Below are 21,873 nucleotides of genomic sequence, written 5' to 3' on the forward strand. Positions count from 1 at the left end.
CTCATAAAACGTCTGCGCAGAGTAATCCGCAGCACGCGTGAAGAGGGTTTTGCTGTCGGGCTCTTCGCCCTCTTCACGCGTCCAAAACAGTACGCGGGCCAATCCGCGGGCCTCCAGAGCAAGGGACTGGATAGTGAAGACCAACTCGAATAACGCGTGGCTGCGCGGAAGCGCGGCGCTGCAGGCGCTTGCATTGGCAGGCGCTGGTTTTGCCGCTTTCGCCACACCCGCCTTCGCCCAGGAAGCGGCGCAGGGCGCAGCGCCTGAAGATAACGGCGACGTGATCGTCGTTACCGGCTCCATCATCCGCCGCACCGACGCCGAAACCCCGTCGCCGATCACCACCGTCTCGGTCGAAAATCTCGACAAGCGCGGCATCAGCACGGTTCAGGAAGGTCTGCAGCGCATAGCCGCCAATAACGGCCCGGCGCTGACCAACAGCTTTTCGGCCAACGGCGCATTTGCGGCCGGCGCTTCCGCCGTGTCACTGCGCGGCCTGTCGACCAACTCGACGCTGGTCCTGTTCGACGGCATGCGCGCTGCCTATTACCCGCTGTCGGATGACGGTACGCGCAACTTCGTCGACCTCAACACCATCCCCGACGATATCGTCGACCATGTCGAAGTGCTGCGCGACGGCGCCTCGTCCAGCTATGGCGCGGACGCGATCGCGGGCGTGGTCAACGTCATCACCAAGAAGAATTTCAAGGGCGTTGCCGGCCGCGTGGAAAGCGGCATCTCCAGCCGCGGCGACGGGCAGCAATATCGCCTGTCGCTGACCGCCGGCACCGGCGATCTGGAGGACAATGGCTATAACGCCTATGTCAGCGGCTTCTATTATAATAGCAAGCAGCTGAAGAACAGCCAGCGCGGCTATCCCTATAACAGCGACGACTATCGCGGTGTTTGCCATGACGGCAATTGCGGCCCCAACAACGTCGTCGATGGCCTGGACGGTGAAGGTAATTATCCGGGTTTCAGTCCGGTCGTCACCAACACCGGCAGCAACTTCTTCGTCCGACCCGCGAATTCGCTGACCGGCACTCAAAGCGGCAACTATCAGCTTCTAAATCCCGCTGGTTGTAATGCCCGCAGCACCTCCTATTCCCTGACGCCTGCCGAACTGGCGGACAATCTCGCAGCGGGTGCGCCGTCGACCGTCTGTCAGGAAGACCTGACCAAGAATTACGGCGTCATCAATCCGGATATTCAACGCTACGGTTTCTCGGCCCGCTTCACCGCCCGGGTCGGCGATTCGAGCGAAGCCTATGCCCAGTTCAACTTCCTGCAGACTGATGTCAGCTATGACGGCCTGCCCACGACCATTCGTGCGAATGCGCCGGCACCCTTCTATTTCCCGCGCTACAGCAGCTCGGGCAATGTGGCTTATTATGGCGGCAACACCATCCTGCAACTGCCGGTCTATGTCTGCCCGCGCGGCACGACCGTGGCCTGCACCGCCGCCAACGGCACGTTGAACCCCAACAACCCTTTCGCGGCATCGGGTCAGAACGCCGCGATCATCGGTCGCATTTCCAATTCGATCGAGCATGACGAATCGCGCACCCGCGCCTATCGCGGTGCGATCGGCATCAAGGGACCGATCAACGACAAGTGGAACTATCAGGTCGACGCGACCGCGATGCACATGGACCTGCGCCGCAAGTCGGACGGCTATGTCTATATCCAGCATCTGTTGGACGTGATCGCCGACGGCAGCTACAACTTCGTCAATCCGAACGCCAACAGCCAGGCAACCCTGGATTATCTGATGCCGACGGCGATCGCGACGTCGACCTCCGACATGGTGCAGGCGCAGGCGAATGTCAGCGGCGACCTGCTCGATCTGCCCGGTGGTCCGCTGCAGCTCGGCTTCGGCGTGTCGTTCCGCTACGAAGCGGTCGATTCGCCCTCGATCAATTCGGATATCAACGGTGGTACGGAGCGCTATTATCGCCTGAACGGCTTTGCCGTGAAGGGCAATCGCCGCGTCTATTCGGCCTATGCCGAATTGAACGCGCCGATCATCGACCAGGTCGAAATCAACGCGTCGGGCCGTTATGACCGCTATTCCGGCGGTATCGACAATTTCTCGCCGAAGATCGGCGTGAAGGTGAAGCCGATCAGGCAGGTGCTGTTGCGCGGTACCTATTCGAAGGGCTTCCGCATCCCCAGCTTCGGTGAGGCGAATGCGACCTTCCCGACGACCGGTTATGTGGGCAATGGCGCGACGCTGTTCAACGACACCTATCTGGCTCAATATGGCTGTACGGTCGCGACCTTCAGCAGCTGTCCGCAATATATCCGCAGCGGCACCTATGGTGCGACGTCGCTGGCCAATCCCAATCTGAAGCCGGAAAAGTCGCGCAGCTTCACCGCCGGCATCCTGGTCGAGCCGATGCGGGGCCTGTCCTTCACCGTCGACTATTACAACATCAAGAAGACGGGCGCGATCACCACGGCGGACAATACGCCTGCACTGCAGGCCTATTATGCCGGTCTGCCGATCCCGGCGGGCTTCAACGTGATCGAGGACGTGCCCATCGCCCCGGGCGATCCGCGTCAGCCGCGCGTGGCCTTCGTCCAGTCCGGCTTCATCAACGCCGACACGATCAAGTCGGAAGGCCTGGACTTCGGCGCCAATCTCGACCTGCCGATCAGCGACGGCATCCGCTGGAACAGCTCGCTGGAGGCCAGCTACATCATCCGTCTGGAAACCAAGTTCCCCGACGGTTCGGTGCAGCGCTATGATGGCACGCTGGGCAACTTCAACCTGACCGCCGGTTCGGGCACGCCCAAGTGGCGCGGCACCTGGACCAACACGTTGGACTTCGGCAAATTCGCGCTCAGCGGCACCACCAACTTCTTCGGCGGGTACGACCTGTCGGCGATGGACCAGGGTGACGGCTACAAGGATTGCGGCCAGAATCCGGACCGCTTCGTGCCCTGCCGCGTGAAGAACTACATCACCTTCGACCTCAATGCGCAGGTCAAGGTGACGGATCAGTTCACCTTCTATGCCAACATGCTGAATGTGTTCGACAAGATGCCTCCGATCGATCCGGTCACCTATGGCGCCCATGCCTATAACCCGGTCCAGGGTGGCGAGGGTATCCTTGGTCGCTACTTCCGCGTCGGCGCGAAGTTCAACTACTGATCTTCACGGGTCCGAAAGGGTATAAGGAAAGGGCGCTTCCATCAGGAAGCGCCCTTTCTGTTTGTCTCATCCGGTCCTGATTGAAACGCTCAACCAATCCCCAGCCTCAACCCCCCGTCGCCTTCATCGACCTTCACAGTCGCCCCGTCAGGCACCTCGCCGCGCAGGATCAGGTCGGCCAGCGGGTCCTGCAAATAGCGCTGCACCGCCCGCTTCAGCGGCCTTGCGCCATAGACCGGGTCATAGCCGACCCGCCCCAGCCACGCCCGCGCGCCGTCGGTCAGGTCCAGCGTCACCTTGCGGTCCTTCAGCAGCTTGCCGATCCGCGCCACCTGGATGTCGACGATCGGCGCCATATGGCTCGCGCCCAGGCGGTGGAACAGGATCACCTCGTCCAGCCGGTTCAGGAATTCCGGCCGGAAATGGGCGCGGACGATGTCCATCACCTGATCCTCGACCTTCTCCACCGGCTCGTCATCGGCCAGCGAAGCGATGAACTGGCTGCCCAGGTTCGACGTCAGCACGATGATCGTGTTGGTGAAGTCCACCGTGCGGCCCTGCCCATCGGTCAGGCGGCCGTCGTCCAGCACCTGCAGCAGCACGTTGAACACGTCGCCATGCGCCTTCTCCACCTCGTCGAACAGCACGACCTGATAGGGGCGGCGGCGGACGGCTTCGGTCAGCACGCCGCCTTCCTCATAGCCGACATAGCCCGGAGGCGCACCGATCAGCCGGGCGACCGAATGCTTCTCCATGAACTCGCTCATGTCGATGCGCACCATCGCGCTGTCGTCGTCGAACAGGAAGCCGGCAAGCGCCTTGGTCAACTCGGTCTTGCCGACGCCCGTCGGCCCCAGGAACAGGAACGACCCCAGCGGCCGGTTCGGGTCCTGCAATCCGGCCCGGGATCGGCGCACGGCGGTCGCCACGGCCTTCACCGCATCGGCCTGCCCGATGACGCGCTTGCCCAGTTCCGCTTCCATGGCGAGCAGCTTCTCCCGCTCGCCCTCCAGCATGCGGTCGACGGGGATGCCGGTCCAGCGGCTGACGACAGAGGCGATGTCCTCGCTCGTCACCTCCTCGCGCAGCATCGCGCCCTGGGTGACGTTCTGGGCCTCCTCCAGCTTGCGTTCCAGGTCGGGGATGCGGCCGTAAGCCAGTTCCCCCGCCTTCGCCAGATCACCGGCCCGCTGCGCCTGGTCCAGCTCGACGCGGGCGGCGTCCAACTGTTCCTTCAGCTTGCTCTCGCCCGCGATCTTGTCCTTCTCCGCCTGCCAGCGCTGCGTCAGTTCGGCCGACTGCTGCTCCAGATTGGCCAGGTCTTCCTCCAGCGCCGCCAGACGGTCCTGCGACGCCTTGTCCGTCTCCTTCTTCAGCGCCTCCCGCTCGATCTTGAGCTGGATGATCCGCCGGTCGAGCGTCTCGATCTCCTCCGGCTTGGATTCCACCTCCATGCGCAGGCGGCTGGCGGCCTCGTCCATCAGGTCGATGGCCTTGTCCGGCAGGAAACGGTCGGTGATGTAACGATTGCCGAGCGTCGCCGCCGACACGATCGCGCCGTCGGTGATCCGCACGCCATGGTGCAGCTCATATTTCTCCTTGAGGCCGCGCAGGATGGAGATGGTGTCCTCCACCGTCGGCTCGCCCACGAAGACGGGCTGGAAGCGCCGCTGGAGCGCGGGGTCCTTCTCGACATATTTGCGATATTCGTCGAGCGTCGTCGCGCCGATGCAATGGAGTTCGCCGCGCGCAAGGGCGGGCTTCAGCAGATTGCCCGCATCCATCGCCCCCTCGGACTTGCCCGCGCCGATCAGCGTGTGCATCTCGTCGATGAACAGGACGATCTGGCCCTCCGCGCCCTTCACCTCGTCGAGAACGCCCTTCAGCCGTTCCTCGAACTCGCCGCGATATTTGGCGCCCGCGATCAGGCTGCCCATGTCGAGCGCCATCAGCGTGCGGTCCTTCAGCGTATCGGGCACGTCGCCATTGGCGATGCGCAGCGCCAGCCCTTCGGCGATGGCGGTCTTGCCGACGCCGGGATCGCCGATCAGGACGGGATTGTTCTTGGTGCGGCGAGCCAGGATCTGGATCGTCCGCCGGATTTCCTCGTCGCGGCCGATCACGGGGTCGAGCTTGCCCTCGCGCGCCGCCTCGGTCAGGTCGCGGGCGAATTTCTTGAGCGCGTCATAGCGATCCTCCGCCCCCGCCGTGTCGGCGGTCCGTCCGCCGCGCAGATTATTGATCGCGGCGTTCAGGCCTTCCGCCTTCACGCCCGCCGCGCTCAGCGCCTTGCCCGCCGCCGTGGTGGTGGCCAGGGTGAGGGCCAGCAACAGCCGCTCGACCGTGACGAAGCTGTCGCCCGCCTTGGCCGCGACCTGTTCCGCGCTGTCCAGCACGCGCACGGCGTCGTTGTCGAGGCCGGGTGTCTGCTGCGCCCCGCTGCCGGAAACGGCAGGAACCTTGGCCAGCGCCGCATCGGTTTCGCGCAACGCCACGCCCGCATCGCCGCCCGCCGCCTTGATCAGGCCGGACGCCATGCCCTGCTGGTCCTCCAGCAATGCCTTCAGCAAATGCTCCGGGCTGATGCGCTGATGGCTCATCCGGATCGCGACGGTCTGCGCCGACTGGAGAAAGCCCTTGGCGCGGTCAGTGAATTTTTCGAGGTTCATACTATCCCCTTCGTGAAGCTGCTCACGATGTAATGTTGCATAAAAGCAACACAAGAGGCGCTACGCAAATATCCTTATGCGCTATCAATTCACCGGATCGTTCATGGTTTCGTCGCCTTGGGCGCATCCGGCGCAAATGCATCCCCAAAGAAATCCCCCTTGTACCAGCGCGGCGCCTGCGGCTCGTCCGCGATCTCCCGCGCAATGGCATAGTTCACCCTGGCGAACTTCGCGGCCGCATCCCAGTTGAAGGGCAGGCTCATCTGATCGGAAAGCTGGTGATAGTCGGTCTTGAGGAAATGTTCGAATGCCTCCCTTCCCGGACCCGCAAAGCCGGTCATCAGGAACAGCGCCGGTACCCCTTCCTGGACGAAGCGATAATGGTCGGACCGGGTGAACAGCCCTTCGGCCGGCAACGGATCGGGCGAAAGCGAGATGCCCTGCGCCCTGGCCGCCTTCTCTGCGATTGGCCCAAGGGTCGAATGATCGGCGCCAAAGGCGATCACGTCGTGGAAATCATAGGTCAGGATCGGCATGTCGAGATTGACCACCCCGACCAGCCTGCCGCCTGCCGGCAGGACAGGGTTCTTCGCCAGATATTGCGACCCCAGCAGCCCGTCTTCCTCCGCGGTGACGGCCGCGAACAGGATGGACCGCCTGGGTCGCTCCCCACTCTCCGCGAACGCCCTTGCCACGGCAAGCAGGGTGGCGATGCCCGAGGCATTGTCCATCGCGCCGTTATAGACCCTGTCCGGTCCCTTGCCGTTCTCCTCCATCCCCAGATGATCGAGATGCGCCATCAGCAGCACATATTCATGCGAAAGCGCCGGGTCGGCGCCGGGCAGGACCGCCAGCACATTGCGGCTGGGTGCCGTTTCGACGATGCTGGTGCGGTCGATCCGGACCGTGGGTCGCAGCGCGAATCCCCTGGGTCGGGCACCCTTTCTTTCCGCCTGCGCGCGGATCGCGGCGAGGCTCTTGCCCGACCCTGCGAGCAGTGCGTCGGCGGCTGCGCCGGTCACCGTCGCGGTGCCCCGGATGGCAGGCGTGCGGACATAGGGCTGGCCGTCCCTGGCGACCCAGCTTGCCGAAGGGTGCTGCGCCCGGTCGCGTATCTTTTCCCACGGCGTGCGGCCCAGATAGCTGGCGGTGGGTATGGTGATAAGGCCGACGGCGCCTGCCTGCTGCGCGGCCAGGGACTTTTCGGCGGCGAGATGCGCGCCGATCTCGCTCGGCATGCCGGCCGGGGCGCCGGACAGCGCAACCGCGAACTTGCCCTTGAGGTTGAGGCCAGCATAATCGTTGATCTTCTCGCGATCGGATTTCAGGCCATAGCCGACGAACACGGCCTGCGCCTCCATGCTCTGCCGCGGTTCGCGTCCAAATGCGCCGATGGCGATATCCTCGCCATTGGCGAAGCGCCTGCCGCCGATGCTGATCGAGGGCGCGGACGCCTTGTCGAGCCGTGCCACGGCGAGCGTCACGGGCTGATACCAGCTATCGGGAATGACCTGCCGCAGGCCCAATGCCTCGAACCGGGCGGCGACATAACGGGCGGCGATGTCATAACCGCGCGTGCCCGCGTCGCGCCCCTCCAGCAGGTCGTCCGCCAGGAAACCGATATCGGCGCGAATGGCGTCCGCACCGATGGCAGGCGCGGTTTCAGCGGAGGAGGGGTAGGGCGTGGCGAGGACAAGGCCGAGGGCGGACACGAAGGCGAGGGAATGACGGCGCATCGGGTGCGAAGACCTCTTCTTATGGTTGGAGGCAAAGCCTATCGCGCCCATCCCGCCTGTCCAGCGGAAAGCGTATTGCGCGGCTAAAGCGCCCCGCTATGCTGCCGGCCAATCCACTGACCATCATGAGGCGCTCATGACCTTCTCCCCCTTTTCCCGCCGGATAATGTTGATGATCGGCCTGTCCTCGCTCGCGCTTGTTCCCACGATGCCGGCGGCGGCCGCTCCGGTGGCGCCGTCGGCCAGCGCGCCCGCGCCGCTCTCCAGCCTGGTGGCGGCGGTGAACATTCCCTATGAGCAGTTCACGTTGAAGAACGGGCTCCGCGTCATCGTCCACACCGACCGCAAGGCGCCCGTGGTCGGCGTATCGATCTGGTATCATGTGGGATCGCGCTTCGAACCGGCAGGCAAGACGGGCTTCGCCCATCTGTTCGAACATCTGATGTTCTATGGCTCGGAAAATGCCGACGGACCCTTTTTCGGGCGGCTGGAGGATATCGGCGCGACCGACTGGAACGGCACGACCTGGTTCGACCGCACCAATTATTTCGAGACGGTGCCGACCGGGGCGCTCGACCGGGCGCTGTTCCTCGAATCCGACCGCATGGGCCATTTGCTCGGCGCCGTGACGCAGGCCAAGCTCGATACCCAGCGGGGCGTCGTGCAGAATGAAAAGCGGATGGGCGAGAATGAGCCCTATGGGCTGGTCGAATATGCGCAGCTCGCAGCCATGCTGCCGGAAGGGCACCCCTATCGCCATTCGACCATCGGTTCGATGGCGGACCTGAACGCCGCCAGCCTGGGCGACGTGCAGACATGGTTCAAGACCCATTATGGCCCGAACAACGCCGTGCTGGTGCTGGCGGGCGACATCGACGTGCCCACGGCCAGGGCGAAGGTCGAAAAATGGTTCGGCAACATCCTCGCCGGCCCCGCGCCCAAGGATGTGGATGCGACCGTGCCCACGCTCGACAAGGATGTCGAGAAGGTGATGCATGACAATGTCGCCGCCACCCGGCTCTACCGCAACTGGATCGTGCCTGGGGTGAATTCGGATGACCTGGTTCCGCTGAACCTTGCAATGGCGGTGTTCGGCGGCCTCAATTCCTCCCGCCTCGACAATATACTGGTGCGTGACGAGAAGGTCGCGGTGGGCGTGAAGGCGAACATCCAGCCCTTCGAGAAGCTCTCCATCGCGGAGATCACCGTGGACGTGAAGCCGGGACAGGACCCGGTGGCGGTCGGCAAGCGGCTCGACCAGCTTCTGGCCGACTATCTTGCCAAGGGCCCGACGGCGGACGAGGTGCAGCGCGCCGCGACGCAGCAGCTTTCGGGCACCATCGGCGGGCTGGAAAAGGTCGGCGGCTTCAGCGGCAAGGCGGTGACCCTGGCCGAAGGCGCCGTCTATTCGAACGATCCGGGCAAATATAAGAAGGATCTGGCCGCCTATGCCGCAGCGACGCCCCAGTCGGTCAGCGATGCCGCGCGCAAATGGCTGGGAAGGCCGGTCTTCCGGCTGACCGTGGCGCCGGGCGAGCGGTCGGCGGAGGACAATGCGCTGGCCGGCAACGCCACCCATCATCCGGCCTATTTCCGCGATCCCAAGAAGCCCGCGCCGGTCGCGGCGACCCCGCCCCCGCCGACCAGGATCGCGGAGCCGGGGATCGAGCCGGTCAAGGACCTGGAGTTTCCGGCGGTCGAACATGCGACCTTGAAGAACGGCATCCCGGTGGTGTTCGCGCGCCGGGCGACGGTGCCGGTGGTGCGGGTGTCCGTGTCCTTCGACGCGGGCAATGCCGCCGACGACAAGGCGAAACTGGGCACGGCGGGCCTCACCACGGCGCTGTTGGACGAGGGCACGACAACGCGCAGTTCGATCCAGATCGCCGAGGAGCAGGAACGGCTGGGCGCGTCGATCAGCGCCGGCAACGGCATGGATGCGACCAATGTCGGCCTCTATGCGCTGAAGCCGAATCTGGACGCCTCGCTCGGCCTGTTGGCGGACGTGATCCGCAACCCGGCCTTCGCGCCGGCGGAGGTCGAACGCCTGCGCGGCCAGGTGCTGACCCGGATCGCGGCGGAAAAGACCGAACCCATGCCGATCGCGCAGCGCCTGCTGCCGCCCTTGCTCTATGGACAGGCGCACCCCTATGGCATTCCCTTCACCGGCTCCGGCACGGAAAGCGGGGTGAAGGCGGTGACGCGGCCCGATCTGGTCGCCTTCCATGACAAATGGCTTCGGCCGGACAATGCGACGATCTTCGTGACGGGCGACACGACGCTGGCCGACGTGATGCCGCTGCTGGAAAAGCGCTTCGGCGACTGGAAGGCACCCAGGGTTGCAAAGGGGACGAAGCTGTTCCGCATGGACCGCATGATGCGGCCTTCGCGGATCATCCTGGTCGACAAGCCGCAAAGCCCCCAGTCGATGATCCTTGCCGGGCAGCTGACCAACAAGGCGGGCACCGACAATCCGGTGACGCTGCTGACCGCCAATGAAGTGCTGGGCGGCAGCTCGACATCCCGCCTGATCATGGACCTGCGCGAGACCAAGGGCTGGGCCTATTATGCGGGCAGCGCACTGCCAGGCGTCAAGGAGACGATCCCGCTGCTGGTCTATGCCCCGGTGCAGACCGACAAGACCGGCGAGTCCATCGTCGCCGCGCGGAAGGACATCGGCGATTTCCTGACCGCCAAGGGAACGACCGAGGCGGAACGCAACCAGACGATCAACAGCCAGATCCTGTCCTTGCCGGGCAGTTTCGAAACCTCGTCCGATCTGCTGGGGGCGATGATGCGGAACCGGATGATCGGGCGGCCGGATGATTATTATGAGACGCTTCCGGGCGTCTACCGCGCCATGACGGCGGCGGACATGGACAAGGCAGCACGGGAGGCGATCAATCCCGACCGGCTGATCTGGGTCGTGGTGGGCGACGCGAAACTGGTGAAGCCACAGCTTGACGTGGTCGGACTTCCGGTCGAAATGGGCACATTGGCAGATTGACGATTACGTAAAGGAGAAGTGCTATGGCAGCAGTGGACGGCGCCTATGATTGCGTGGCGAAGACGCCGATGGGCGACCAGAACGGCGTGCTGACCGTCATCAGCTCGGGCGACGGCTTTCACGGGACCTTCGCCGGCATGATGGGCTCGCTCGACGTGGCAGAAGGCAAGGTCGAGGGCAACAAGCTGAGCTGGAAGATGAACATGACGCTGCCCATGCCGATGACGCTGGAATGCGAGGCGGAAGTGAGCGGCGACAGCATCACCGGCACCATGCAGCTTGGCGCCTTCGGCACGGCGGGCTTTTCGGGCACGCGTCGGGCCTGAAGGATCGGCAGGCTGAGGCTGGAAGGCTGGGAAAGGGGCTGGGCAGGCGACTTCCCAGCCCCATTTTCTTGGCCCGAAAATACTCCCGACTGCGCTGGGCGGAACGGAAACCCTTGACGCAAGAGATTAGTTAGCTATCTAAATAAAATGTCACGATCGGAGTTGAAGCGCGCGCTGGCGCATAAAATGCCGCAGGTGGCCCGGCAATGGCGGCAATTGGCCGATCTGGCGCTGGCCGAATTCGGCGTTTCCAACAGCGCGGCCTGGTGCCTCATCTATCTCGACCGGCTCGGCGCCGATGCGCGGCAGGCCGATCTCGCCGAGGAACTGGGGATCACCCAGCCTTCGCTGGTGCGGACCCTGGACCAGTTGCAGGCGGCGGGACTTGTCGAGCGCGTGCCGAATCCCGATGATCGCCGTTCCAACCGAATCGCCTTCACGCCGGAAGGCCGGGAACTGATCGGCCGGATAGAGGCGCGGCTGGAGGATTTGCGGCGCGAATTGCTGGAGGGTGTGCCGGACGCCGCCATCGAGATCATCGTCAACCTGCTGAACCTGCTGGAGCGGCGCATGGCCGAGCGGCGGGGTCAGTCGTAACGGGGACGACCCGCCATGAATGGTCCGACATGCGAGCGCTGACATGAACGCCTTCGGCGAGCGCGTCGGCTGGCCCGCGGCTCTGTTTTCCCTCAAATGCTTCGCGGCGGCGATGCTGGCGCTCTATGTCGCGCTCAGCATCGGGCTGGAACGTCCCTATTGGGCATTCCTGACCAGCTATATCGTCGCGCAACCGCTGGCCGGTGCAGTGATTTCCAAGGCGGTGTTCCGCATCATCGGCACGCTGACCGGGGCGATCTTCTCCGTCGCCGTCGTGCCGCCTCTGGTCAATGCGCCGGAATTGCTGTCGCTCGCCATGGCGCTGTGGCTGGCCTTGTGCGTTTTCGTCTCGCTGCTCGACCGCACGCCGCGATCCTATATGTTCGTGCTGGCGGGCTATAGCGCCTGCCTCATCGTCTTTCCCGACGTCGACACGCCGCAGACCATCTTCACCGTGGCGACGCTGCGGGTGCAGGAAATCACCATCGGCATCCTGTGCGGCACCCTGGTCCACGGTGTTGTCTTCCCCGGCTCCATAACCGATCTGCTGCTCGCGCGCGCGGCGGCCATGCTGCGCGATGCAGAACGTTGGTCGCATGACGCCATCGCGCTGGAGCCGGTGGAGGGGCTGGCGCAGGAACGCCGCCGCCTGGCGCAGGACATCACCGAACTGCACCAGATGTCGGTGCATCTGCCCTTCGACATAAGCCGCCTCGCGCCGCGTGTGCGAACGGTGCGCGCCATGCAGGACCAACTCTCGCTGCTGCTGCCGCTGGGCGCGGCGGTGGAGGATCGTCTGGCCATGTTGAAGGCGGCCAGTGGCGGCGTCGTGCCGCGGCAGGTCGAAACATTGATAGCGGATGTCCGGGCCTGGATCGTCAACCCCGGCGAAGATCTCGCCGTCCGCAATGCAGCGGCGGACGCGCTGATCGCCCGATGTTCCGCGCTGGAACCGGCGGCGCGGGCGGAGATGGGCTGGGCGGACATGATGCGCCTCAGCCTTTTTGCCCGCCTCGCCGCACTGATTGCCGCGCATCGCGACTGCCGCGACCTCTATGACCAGATGGTGACCCACAGGCGGGAGGCGGTCAGCGCCCGCGTCGGCGAATTGCTGGAGGGGCGGCGCAACCGGGAACTGCACAGGGACTATGGCGGCGCGGCGCGCGGCGCATTCGCGGCCTTCGTCACCGTGGCTCTGGGCTGCGCGCTCTGGATCGGCAGCGGATGGAAGGACGGCGGCAGCGCGGTCATGCTGGCGGGCGTGTTCCTTTCGCTCTTCGCGGGGTCGGACAATCCGCTGGCGCCGCTAAAGGGTTTCATGATCGGCACCATCGCCGCTTCGCTGCTGGGCGCGGTCTATGGCTATGCCATCATGCCGCGCCTTGACGGCTTTGCCATGCTGGCCGCCGCCTATGCGCCGATGCTGCTGCTGTTGGGCACCATGATGGCCTCGCCGCGCTGGATGGGCATCGCCTTGCCGACGCTGCTGGGACTGGGCAGTCCAGTGCTGTTGTCCGATCGGTATGTCGGCGCCTTCGCGAGCTATGCCAATGGCACCGTGGCCCAACTGGTCGGCATTTGGTACGCGATCATCATGGCCGGGCTGCTGCAGTCGGCGGGGGTGGAGCGGGCGATCCGGCGCACGGTGCGCGCAGGGTGGAACGACATCGCCAATCGCGCCACGCTGATGACGCCGCCTGACCTGCGCGGCTGGATCAACCGGATGCTGGATCGCATCGCGCTGCTGGCGCCCCGGCTGGCCGCCGTCCGGTCCGACAGCGGGCAGCCGCTCTACGACGCGCTGCGCGACCTGCGGACCGGCGTCGCCATCGGCGAATTGCGGCAGTTGCGGCTCGACCTGCCCGTCGATGAAGCCGCGCCGCTCGCCGATGTGCTGACGGGCGTCAGCGCCCATTATCGCGGGCTGGACCCGGATGCACCGGAACCGGCCCGTCCGGCGCTGCTGACCGATATCGACGGCGCGATCAGTCATCTGTCCGATAATCCCGGCGCCGCGATCCGGCGGGAGGGTATCCTTGCGCTGGTCAGCCTGCGCCGCAATCTTTTCCCCGACAGTCAGGGCTATCGGAAACCCTCGCCGATCGGACAGCCGGCATGACCGGAGAAATCGCCCTGGGCGGCGTCTATGTGCCGACCCTTTTATTGCTGGCGCTGGCGGCGCTGATCCTGAGCTGGGGCGTAACCCGGTTGATCGGCGCCGTCGGCCTCTATCGTTTCCTCGCTTATCGCGCGGCGGTCGACCTCAGCATCTTCGTGCTGATGCTGGGGGCGCTCGCCATCCTCGTTCCCGCCCTTGGAATCCGTCTATGAACCGCTTTGTCGCCACGCTGACCCGCAGCGCCGCCACCATCGTCCTCGTCATCGCAGCCGTGCTCGTCGCGCTGTGGATGTGGAATCATTATGAGCGCAGCCCCTGGACGCGCGACGGGCGGGTGCGGGCCGACGTCGTGCGGGTGACGCCCGACATTGGCGGACTCGTCACCTCCGTCGCGGTGCATGACAATCAGGCGGTGAAGGCGGGCGACCTGCTGTTCGTGATCGACCGGCCCCGCTACGCGCTGGCGGTGGAGCAGGCCGAAGCGCAGATCGCCAGCGCCAGGGCGACGCTCGGCCAGGCCCGGCGGGAGGCGGCCCGCGACGTGGCGCTGGGCGATCTGGTGGCGAAGGAAGCGCATGAGCAGAATGTCGCCCGCGTCGCGACGGCGGAGGCGGCGCTGGCCGAAGCGATGAGCGCGCGGGATGCCGCCGCCCTCAACCTCCGGCGGACACGGGTGGCCGCGTCGGTCAATGGGGTGGTCACGAACCTCGACCTTCATCCGGGCGATTTCGTGGCGGCGGGGCAGCAGGCCATGGCGCTGGTCGACCGCGACAGCCTGCGCGTGGAGGGCTATTTCGAGGAAACCAAGCTGCCCCTGGTCTGCATCGGTGCGCCCGTGACGGTGCGCCTGATGGGGGAGGCGCAGGATCTGCACGGCCGGGTCGACAGCATCGCCTATGGCATCAATGACAGCAGCCGATCGGATTCGGGCAATCTGCTGCCGACGGTCGAGCCGACCTTCTCCTGGGTGCGGCTGGCCCAGCGCATCCCGGTGCGGGTGAAGCTGACGCAGGTGCCCCCGGAGGTAAAGCTCATCGCCGGGCGTACAGCCACCGTGACGATCGAACCGGCGCGCAAGGATGCGAAGGCCGGGGGGTGCCGTCATGCGTGAGATGCGGGCCAGTGGCGCCTTTTCTTCCTCCGGCCGAAGGCGCGGACCAAGGATGGGGGTGCCTGTCCTCGCTCTTGCACTGGTCGCCTGCGCCACGGCGGGTCCGGACTATCATCCATCCGAAAATTCGGCGGCAACCGCTCCCGCCGCGCAGGGCGCCTTCCTGTCGGCGCAGGATGCCCGCTTCAGCAACGCCGATCTGCCCGATCATTGGTGGCGGCTCTATGCCGACCCCCGGCTGGACGCGCTGGTGGAACAGGCCCTTGTGGCCAATCGCGACCTGCGCGTCGCCGACGCCAACCTGACCGCTGCGCAGGCCGTCCTGCGCGAGGCGGAGGCCGCACGCACCATCGGCACGACGGTCAGCGGGGGCGCGACGCTTTCGCGGTCTTCGGGCACGGCAGAAAGCCTGCCGGGCGTGGTCGGCTATGATCTGGGCCTTGCCGCCTCCTATCCGCTCGACCTCAACGGCCGGATCAGGCGCGCGATAGAGGCGAGCGCCGCCGATCTGGAAACGGTCGCGGCGGCGCGCGACTATGTGCGGGTCAGCGTGGCGGCGGCAACGGCGCGCGCTTATGCGCAGGTGTGCGCCGCCAATTATTCGCTGGCCGTCAACCGGCGCGTCGTGGCGCTGCAGCGGGAAACGCTGGGCGCCACGCAGCGGCTGTTCAGGGGAGGGCGGGGCACGGCCTTCGACGTCAGCCGTGCGCAGGCGGCGGTCGACGCAAGCGAGGCCAGCCTGCCCGCCTTCGACGCGCAGCGGCAGGGTGGATTGTATCTGCTGGCAACCTTGCTGGGCCGGCCGCCGGCCGATTATCCGAAGGATGTGGAAAGCTGCGCGACCCTGCCGGCGCTGGGTGCGGCCCTGCTGGTGGGCGATGGCGCTGCGCTGATCCGGCGACGGCCGGACATCCGGCAGGCGGAACGCAGCATCGCCGCCGACACGGCCCGCGTCGGAGTGGCGACCGCCGATCTCTACCCGCAGATCAGCATTGGTGGATCGCTGGGCCTGTCTGGACCGCTCAAAAGTGCAGGTTCAGGGGCCAGCTTCGGCATGAGCCTGGGACCGCTGTTAAGCTGGAGCTTTCCCAACCGTCCCGTCGTCAGGGCGCGGATCGCGCAGGCAGATGCGCAGGTCCAGGCCGATCTGGCGCGCTTCGACGGAACGGTGCTGGGGGCATTGCGCCAGACGGAAACGGCGCTGGAAAACTATCGTCGCCATGCCGATCAGGCGGCGGCTCTCGACCGCGCGCGGGACAGCGCGGGGGTTTCGGCCGCGCAGGCAGGCAAGCTGTTCCGCTTCGGGCGGGGCGATTTCCTGTCCCTGCTGGACGCGCAGCGCTCGCTCGCCAATGCGGAGGCTTCGGCGGCGGCGGCGCGGGTGCAGTTGGTGCAGGACCAGATTGCCGTCTTCCTGGCGCTCGGCGGCGGCTGGTCCTGAAAGGAAACCCCCGGAACAGCGATCTGATCAGATCGCTGTTCCGGGGGTCATGAAGCTGGTGCGACCCGAAAGCTTCACATGATCAATATTGGACCGTGACGGTTACCGCGCGACGGTTCTGCGCCCAGGCGGCCTCGTCCGAACCCAGCGCGGCGGGGCGTTCCTTGCCATAGCTCACGGTGGTGATGCGGCCGGCGTCGATGCCCAGCGAAGCGAGATAATTCTTCGCCGCATTGGCGCGGCGCTCGCCCAGCGCGATATTATAGTCACGGGTGCCGCGCTCGTCGCAATGCCCCTCGATGGTCACGCGGACATTGGGGTTCTGTTGCAGCCAGGCGGCCTGACTTTGCAGGATCTGCTGGTCCTGCGCGTCGACATCATATTGGTCGGTGCCGAACAGGATGCGATCGGATGCGACCGATGCGACGAAATCCTCCTGGCTGCCCTTGACCGGGCCAGTCGGGGCGGCAGGAGCGCCGGTTTGCGCCGAACTGTCGCCGCCGGGCGCGGGGGGCAATTCCTGCGGCGGCTTCTTGGAGCAGGCGGCAAGGGCCACGATGGCGGTCGCCATCAGCAAAGGACGGGAAATTTTCATCGGATGCTCCTCAACAGGGTCTGAAGGTCGTTACGCAGTCGGGACGATTCGGTTCCGTCATGATGCGAATCAGCATATGTCGGCGTCCTAGGGCAGCAAGGGCCCCCAGGCCGGGTCCGACCCGCTGAGCGGCGTGGGTATGCGCCGTTCGTTCACGCCGGTCAGGTCGACCTGCCACACCTGGCTGCTGCCTTCCCGGCCGGGCGTGGTGCGGAAGAATTGCAGCACGCGGCCATTGGGCGACCAGCTCGGCTGCTCGTCCTGCCATCCATTGGTCAGGATGCGCTCATTGTCACCCGTCGGCGTCATGACCGCGATCTTGAAGTCGCTGGAAATCTTGGTGAAGGCGATCAGGTCGCCACGCGGGCTCCATTCCGGCGTCGCATAGCGGCCACCGCCATGGCTGATCCGGTGCTGGCCCGAACCGTCGGCGTTCATCACATAGATCTGCTGGCTGCCGGAACGGTCGCTTTCGAACACGATCTGGCGGCCGTCGGGGGAATAGCTGCCGCCCACATCGATGCCCGGTGCCGTGGTCAGGCGCACCGGCGCGCCGCCGCTGGCGGAAATGCGATAGATGTCGGTGTTGCCCGCGATCGCCATGGAGAAAAGGATGTTGCGGCCATCCGGCGACCAGCGCGGCGCGAAGGTGGGATTGTTGCTTTCCGTCACCAGCCGCTGCCGCCCCGTGCCGATGTCATAGATATAGATGCGCACGCGGTTGTTGAGGTAGCTCACATAGACGATCGACTTGTAGTCGGGCGAAAAGCGCGGCGTCAGCGCGATCGACTGGCCATTGGTGATGAAGCGGTGGTTTGCCCCGTCCGAATCCATGATGGCGAGGCGCTTGGTGCGGTTCCCCTTGGGGCCGCTCTCCGCGATATAGGCGATGCGGCTGTCGAAGAAGGGGCTCTCGCCCGAAAGGCGCGCATAGATGGCGTCGGCGCATTTATGCGCGGCCCGCCGCCAGTCCCGCGGCGCCACGACATAGCCCTGCCGGGTCAGTTCCTGCTTCAGCGCCACGTCGTAGAGATAGCAGCCGACGGTGATGTCCGCCTCGCCTCCCGTCGTGCGCACGAAACCCTGCACCAGTGCCTGATAGGCGCCCCATTTGTCATAGACGGGATTGGTCACTTCGGGAAAGGCGATCGCCGGAATGCCGGCAGGGCCGGAGGGATCGAACAGGCCCGACCCCTTGAGGTCGGCCGCGATCACCTCGGCGATCTTGCGGCCCAGCTCGGTCGAACCGCCTGCGGGCGTGGAAACCTCCGCCTGCGCCGGCAGGGCAGGGACCACGATCTTGAGGTTGGAGGAGGATTCGTCCGTCACATCGACGCTGAGCTGTGCCGAAGCGGCGGGCGCGAGCGCCAGCAGCAGCGCCCCCAGCATGGCCCCGAACGTGCCGCGGGCCTTTCCTGTCCTGAAGGATGGGGTCATTGCGATAGCCTCTTGTCGAAGGAGATGCGGAGGGATTTCCAGCCATCATACAAAGCGGGCGGCAGCTTGAAAGGCGCGGCGAGGCGGATCGCCTTGACCGCCAGTTCCTGATGCAACGTCACCTGGGTGCGGTTGCTGGCGGTGATGCCGGTGGTGTTGACGACCTGCGGCTGCCCCGCGAGCGAACCGTCGCGGGAAAGCTGCACGTCGACGAAGGTGCGAAGCTGCTCGATGTCCGCGCCGCTGGGGGATTTCCAATAAGGCTTGAGCTGGCGACGGATTTCCGCGTCCAGCGCGGCCTTCTGCGCCGGCCCCATGGCGGCCGCCGGTGGCGGCGCGGGCTTGCGCGGGGCGTCGTCCTCGGTGTCGATGCCCTTCAGGAAGTCCTTGCCCAGCAGCGATCCCTTGGGCTTGTCCGCCTTGCCCTGGCCGGAGGCGCGCGCGGGCGTGTCGGACTTGGACTTGGCCGCGGGCTTCTGCGATGCCTTGGCTGGTGCGGGCTTTTCCGCCGCCGGCTTGGGCTTCGGCTTGGCGGCCGGCACATCCTTCTTCGGGGGTGCGGGCGCGGGTTTGGGCGGTGCAGGCTTGGCCGCCTGCTTGGGTGGAGCCGGACGGGGAGCCGGCGGCGCCGGGCTTGGTTCGGGTCGTGGCGCCGGTTCGGGTTCCGGCGCGGGCACGGCGTCCTCGGTCGGGCCCTGTTCCGGCGCAACGCTGGCGGGCGGGGGCGCGGTCGACACCTGCGGTGCCGTCGATTTCAGCGCGACCTCATCCACCAGGCTGACGTCCATCGGCGGCGAATTGAGCTTCAGGGGGTTAGGGGTAGCCAGAAAGCCGGACGAAAGCAGGCCGAACAGCAGGACATGTCCCGCCGTTGCCACGCCAAGGCCGATTTTCTCCGCACGATCCATCGCCAAGACCTATGGCCCCTATTCTGAACCGCTGCTGACAGCGGACCTGTCCTCGGTGCCGGTGCTGACCAGCGCGACCTTGTTGAGTCCCGCGCGGTTCAGCTCGCCCATGACGAGCATCACCCGGCCATAGTCCAGCCCCTTGTCGGCGCGCAGAAAGATCTGCGGCGGTTCAGCCTTGCCGGCATTGGCGGACATGATCTCGGCCAGGCGGCCGGGCAGTTCGGCGTCGCTGATCTGCGCGTCGTCGATGAAGACGCCGCCGTCGCGGTCGATCGAGACCACGGTGGGCTTCTGGTCCTGGTCCAGCCCCTTGGCGCGGGTTTCGGGCAGGTTCACCGGCACGCCCGTCACCAGCAAGGGCGCTGTGACCATGAAGATGATCAGCAGCACCAGCATGACGTCGACCAGCGGCGTCACGTTGATGTCCGCCATCGGCGCGCGACCGCGTCCGCGACGGCTGGAAGGAGGCCCGGACATGGCCATTACATCGCCCCCCGCTTTATCCCGGCCTTCGTCACCGCTGCGCCTCCAGCTCGCGGCTCAGCGTCGAATAGAAGCCGTCGGCAAAGCGGGTCAGCCCCGATTCCATGCGGTTGATGCCATGGCTGAAGCGGTTGTACGCGATCACCGCCGGGATCGCCGCGAACAGGCCGATGGCGGTGGCGAACAGCGCCTCGGCAATGCCGGGCGCAACGACCGCCAGGCTGCTGTTCTGTTCCGCCGCGATGCTGGTGAAGGCCCGCATGATCCCCCACACCGTGCCGAACAGCCCGACAAAGGGGGCGACCGAACCGATCGTGGCGAGAATGTTGAGCCGGTCCGACAGCCGGTCCATTTCCGCAGCGATCGTGCTCGACATGGCGGTGGACAGCCGATCGCGCGTCCCCTCGCGATCGATCACCTTCTGTGCGGTCGACCGGCGCCATTCGGTGACGCCGGCGGCCATCACCTTGGCGGCCGGGAACTCCGCCTTGCCGCGGCCTTCATAGAAGCGGTCGATATCCTCCGCCTTCCAGAAATCCTGTTCGAAGGCGCGGCTTTGCCGGCTGGCCTTGCGCAGGGTGAAGCTGAAGCCGATGATCATCGCCCAGGTCCAGATGCTGGCCAGCAGCAGGCCCAGCATCACCACCTTCACGACGATGTCGGCCTGAAGGAACAGGGCCAGCGGCGAAATGGTGGCAGCTTGCGCGGCATTGCCGACCGCAAGGCCAACGTCGGGCATCGAAAGGCTCATGGGTTGATGTCTTCCCCTCTCATCAAACGGCTGAAAATGTCGGTCCAGGGCTTTGGTTGCCGGCGCGGGCGGCCCTGGGGTGTCAGGAAGGCGACGGAAACATCGCCCTGGGTCAATATTTCCTCATCGCGCATGACCGTCTGATGAATGGAACATGAAGCCGCGCCGACTTTCGTGACGCGGCTCACGACCATCAGCTCATCGTCCAGCCGGGCGGGGCGGCGATAGCGGAGCTGGAGGTCGGTGACGGCATAGACGCCCTCTCCACCCTCCAGATTGGCGCGCTGGTCGATCCCGGCAATGCGCAGCATGTCCGATCGGGCCCGTTCCATATAGCGCAGATAATTGGCATGATAGACAAGGCCGGACAGATCGGTGTCCTCGAAATAGACGCGCAGCGGAAAGTGATGCACGGCGGCGATGAACCTTCCGGTCGCCGGCGCGGGCAGCAGGTCTGAAACGGACATGCCGGGGCTTTTAACCATCAAGCAGGCGCTGCGCAAAGCGGGAAATCGCAGAAAGATCGGCGCTCCGCCTCCCGCACGGGGCTTTCCGTCCGCTTTGACGTTGCGCGGAAGCACTGGCAGCCCGCCTGTCATGGCGCTACGGGGGCGGGCGAAGAGGATTCAGTGCAGGAGGGTTTTCGACCATGACGGATATTCGGACCGTGGGGGTGATCGGCGCGGGCCAGATGGGCGCGGGCATCGCGCAGGTGGCGGCGCAGGCGGGCTATGAGGTCATCCTGTCCGACATCGACCTGCCCCGCGCGCAGAAGGGCCGCGACAGCATCATCCGCCAGCTTGGCCGTGCGGTCGAAAAGGGCAAGCTGGCGCAGGCCGATGCCGACGCCGCCATCGCCCGGATCACGCCGGCGGGCGAAATCCCGCCACTGGCCGCCTGTCAGCTGGTGATCGAAGCCGCGACCGAGCGGGAGGAGATCAAGCGCGCCATCTTCGGCAATGTCGGCGCGCTGCTGGCGCCCGACGCGATCCTGGCGTCCAACACCTCCTCCATCCCGATCACCCGGCTGGCGCAGGCGGCGCCCGATGCAAGCCGGTTCGTCGGCGTGCATTTCTTCAACCCGGTGCCGGTGATGGCGCTGGTTGAGGTCATTCGCGGCCTTGCCACCAGCGCGGAAACGGTGACTGCGGTCGAGGCCTTCGCCGCCAGCCTGGGCAAGCAGGTGGTCCATGCCTTCGACGCGCCCGGCTTCGTGGTGAACCGCATCCTGTTGCCGATGCTCAACGAAGCGATGTTCGCGCTGGGTGAGGGCGTCGGCAGCGTGACCGACATCGACAAGGGCGTGATGCTGGGCCTCAACCATCCCATGGGGCCGCTGACGCTGGCGGATTTCGTCGGTCTCGATACCTGCCTGGAAATCTGCAAGGTGCTGCAGGACACGACCGGCGACCCCAAATATCGCCCTGCGCCGTTGCTGGTGAAATATGTCGAGGCCGGCTGGCTGGGCCGGAAGACCGGCAAGGGCTTCTACGACTATTCCGGTGCGGAGCCGGTGCCGACGCGGTGATGTGG

17 protein-coding genes are annotated in these 21,873 nt (G+C 65.7%); 9 read left to right on the plus strand and 8 right to left on the minus strand.

The features are described from left to right. Window positions 1-133: 133 nt before the first annotated feature. On the plus strand, window positions 134-3,157 hold the full coding sequence (locus MRBLSP13_RS19495; protein WP_363737929.1) for a TonB-dependent receptor plug domain-containing protein: 3,024 nt from the start codon (window positions 134-136) through the stop codon (window positions 3,155-3,157). Between the two features lie 89 nt (window positions 3,158-3,246). On the opposite strand, the gene clpB is transcribed toward MRBLSP13_RS19495, so the two are convergent. Continuing rightward, window positions 3,247-5,826 carry an ATP-dependent chaperone ClpB gene (gene clpB, locus MRBLSP13_RS19500; RefSeq protein WP_363737930.1) on the minus strand — a complete coding sequence of 860 codons (2,580 nt, stop codon included), beginning with the start codon at window positions 5,824-5,826 and terminating at the stop codon, window positions 3,247-3,249. Between the two features lie 101 nt (window positions 5,827-5,927). Beyond that, window positions 5,928-7,562, minus strand: coding sequence for a M28 family metallopeptidase (locus MRBLSP13_RS19505; protein ID WP_363756182.1), 1,635 nt, complete (start codon window positions 7,560-7,562; stop codon window positions 5,928-5,930). A gap of 136 nt (window positions 7,563-7,698) precedes the next feature. Between MRBLSP13_RS19505 and MRBLSP13_RS19510 the strand changes: the two genes are divergently transcribed. The 7 genes from MRBLSP13_RS19510 to MRBLSP13_RS19540 all read left to right on the plus strand — a co-directional run bounded on the left by MRBLSP13_RS19510 (window position 7,699) and on the right by MRBLSP13_RS19540 (window position 16,163). Further along, entirely contained in the window at window positions 7,699-10,569 is a 2,871-nt protein-coding gene (locus MRBLSP13_RS19510; RefSeq protein ID WP_363756184.1) for a M16 family metallopeptidase, read from the plus strand. A gap of 23 nt (window positions 10,570-10,592) precedes the next feature. Further along, window positions 10,593-10,895 (plus strand): hypothetical protein, encoded by a 303-nt coding sequence (locus tag MRBLSP13_RS19515; RefSeq protein WP_133653240.1) that lies wholly within the window; start codon window positions 10,593-10,595, stop codon window positions 10,893-10,895. Between the two features lie 147 nt (window positions 10,896-11,042). Beyond that, window positions 11,043-11,492 (plus strand): MarR family winged helix-turn-helix transcriptional regulator, encoded by a 450-nt coding sequence (locus tag MRBLSP13_RS19520; protein ID WP_363737936.1) that lies wholly within the window; start codon window positions 11,043-11,045, stop codon window positions 11,490-11,492. 43 nt (window positions 11,493-11,535) lie between these two features. Beyond that, the gene (locus MRBLSP13_RS19525) at window positions 11,536-13,611 is read left to right on the plus strand and encodes an FUSC family protein (RefSeq protein WP_363756186.1); all 2,076 of its coding nucleotides are present in this window, start codon (window positions 11,536-11,538) and stop codon (window positions 13,609-13,611) included. After that, entirely contained in the window at window positions 13,608-13,823 is a 216-nt protein-coding gene (locus MRBLSP13_RS19530; protein ID WP_363756188.1) for a DUF1656 domain-containing protein, read from the plus strand. Before MRBLSP13_RS19525 ends, MRBLSP13_RS19530 begins: the two co-directional genes overlap by 4 nt. Continuing rightward, complete coding sequence (locus MRBLSP13_RS19535; protein WP_363756190.1) at window positions 13,820-14,722, plus strand: efflux RND transporter periplasmic adaptor subunit; 903 nt, start codon at window positions 13,820-13,822, stop codon at window positions 14,720-14,722. Before MRBLSP13_RS19530 ends, MRBLSP13_RS19535 begins: the two co-directional genes overlap by 4 nt. A gap of 52 nt (window positions 14,723-14,774) precedes the next feature. Next, window positions 14,775-16,163 carry an efflux transporter outer membrane subunit gene (locus MRBLSP13_RS19540; RefSeq protein ID WP_363756192.1) on the plus strand — a complete coding sequence of 463 codons (1,389 nt, stop codon included), beginning with the start codon at window positions 14,775-14,777 and terminating at the stop codon, window positions 16,161-16,163. Window positions 16,164-16,245: 82 nt separating this feature from the next. Here MRBLSP13_RS19540 and pal read toward each other — a convergent pair whose 3' ends face one another. The 6 genes from pal to ybgC form a co-directional block, all read right to left on the minus strand. After that, window positions 16,246-16,758 (minus strand): peptidoglycan-associated lipoprotein Pal, encoded by a 513-nt coding sequence (gene pal, locus MRBLSP13_RS19545; RefSeq protein WP_133653245.1) that lies wholly within the window; start codon window positions 16,756-16,758, stop codon window positions 16,246-16,248. An 87-nt stretch (window positions 16,759-16,845) separates the two neighbouring features. Next, a complete protein-coding gene (gene tolB / locus MRBLSP13_RS19550; protein ID WP_414714732.1) occupies window positions 16,846-18,195 on the minus strand; it encodes a Tol-Pal system beta propeller repeat protein TolB in 1,350 nt (449 codons plus the stop codon). Beyond that, window positions 18,192-19,103, minus strand: a complete 912-nt coding sequence (locus MRBLSP13_RS19555; protein WP_363756243.1) for a cell envelope biogenesis protein TolA — start codon at window positions 19,101-19,103, stop codon at window positions 18,192-18,194. Before MRBLSP13_RS19555 ends, tolB begins: the two co-directional genes overlap by 4 nt. An 18-nt stretch (window positions 19,104-19,121) precedes the next feature. Next, window positions 19,122-19,589 (minus strand): protein TolR, encoded by a 468-nt coding sequence (gene tolR / locus MRBLSP13_RS19560; RefSeq protein ID WP_133653246.1) that lies wholly within the window; start codon window positions 19,587-19,589, stop codon window positions 19,122-19,124. Window positions 19,590-19,620: 31 nt separating this feature from the next. Then, window positions 19,621-20,340 (minus strand): protein TolQ, encoded by a 720-nt coding sequence (gene tolQ / locus MRBLSP13_RS19565; protein WP_363737946.1) that lies wholly within the window; start codon window positions 20,338-20,340, stop codon window positions 19,621-19,623. Further along, window positions 20,337-20,807: a tol-pal system-associated acyl-CoA thioesterase gene (gene ybgC / locus MRBLSP13_RS19570; RefSeq protein ID WP_363756194.1), complete on the minus strand. Its 471-nt coding sequence runs from the start codon at window positions 20,805-20,807 to the stop codon at window positions 20,337-20,339. The genes tolQ and ybgC overlap by 4 nt, the downstream gene beginning before the upstream one ends. A 182-nt stretch (window positions 20,808-20,989) precedes the next feature. Here ybgC and MRBLSP13_RS19575 point away from each other — a divergent pair, with 182 nt between their 5' ends. Then, window positions 20,990-21,868, plus strand: a complete 879-nt coding sequence (locus MRBLSP13_RS19575; protein ID WP_363756196.1) for a 3-hydroxybutyryl-CoA dehydrogenase — start codon at window positions 20,990-20,992, stop codon at window positions 21,866-21,868. The last annotated feature ends 5 nt before the right edge of the window (window positions 21,869-21,873 follow it).

Origin of the sequence: Sphingobium sp. LSP13-1-1.1 (assembly GCF_040676415.1) — a bacterium.
In the GTDB taxonomy this organism is placed as follows: domain Bacteria; phylum Pseudomonadota; class Alphaproteobacteria; order Sphingomonadales; family Sphingomonadaceae; genus Sphingobium.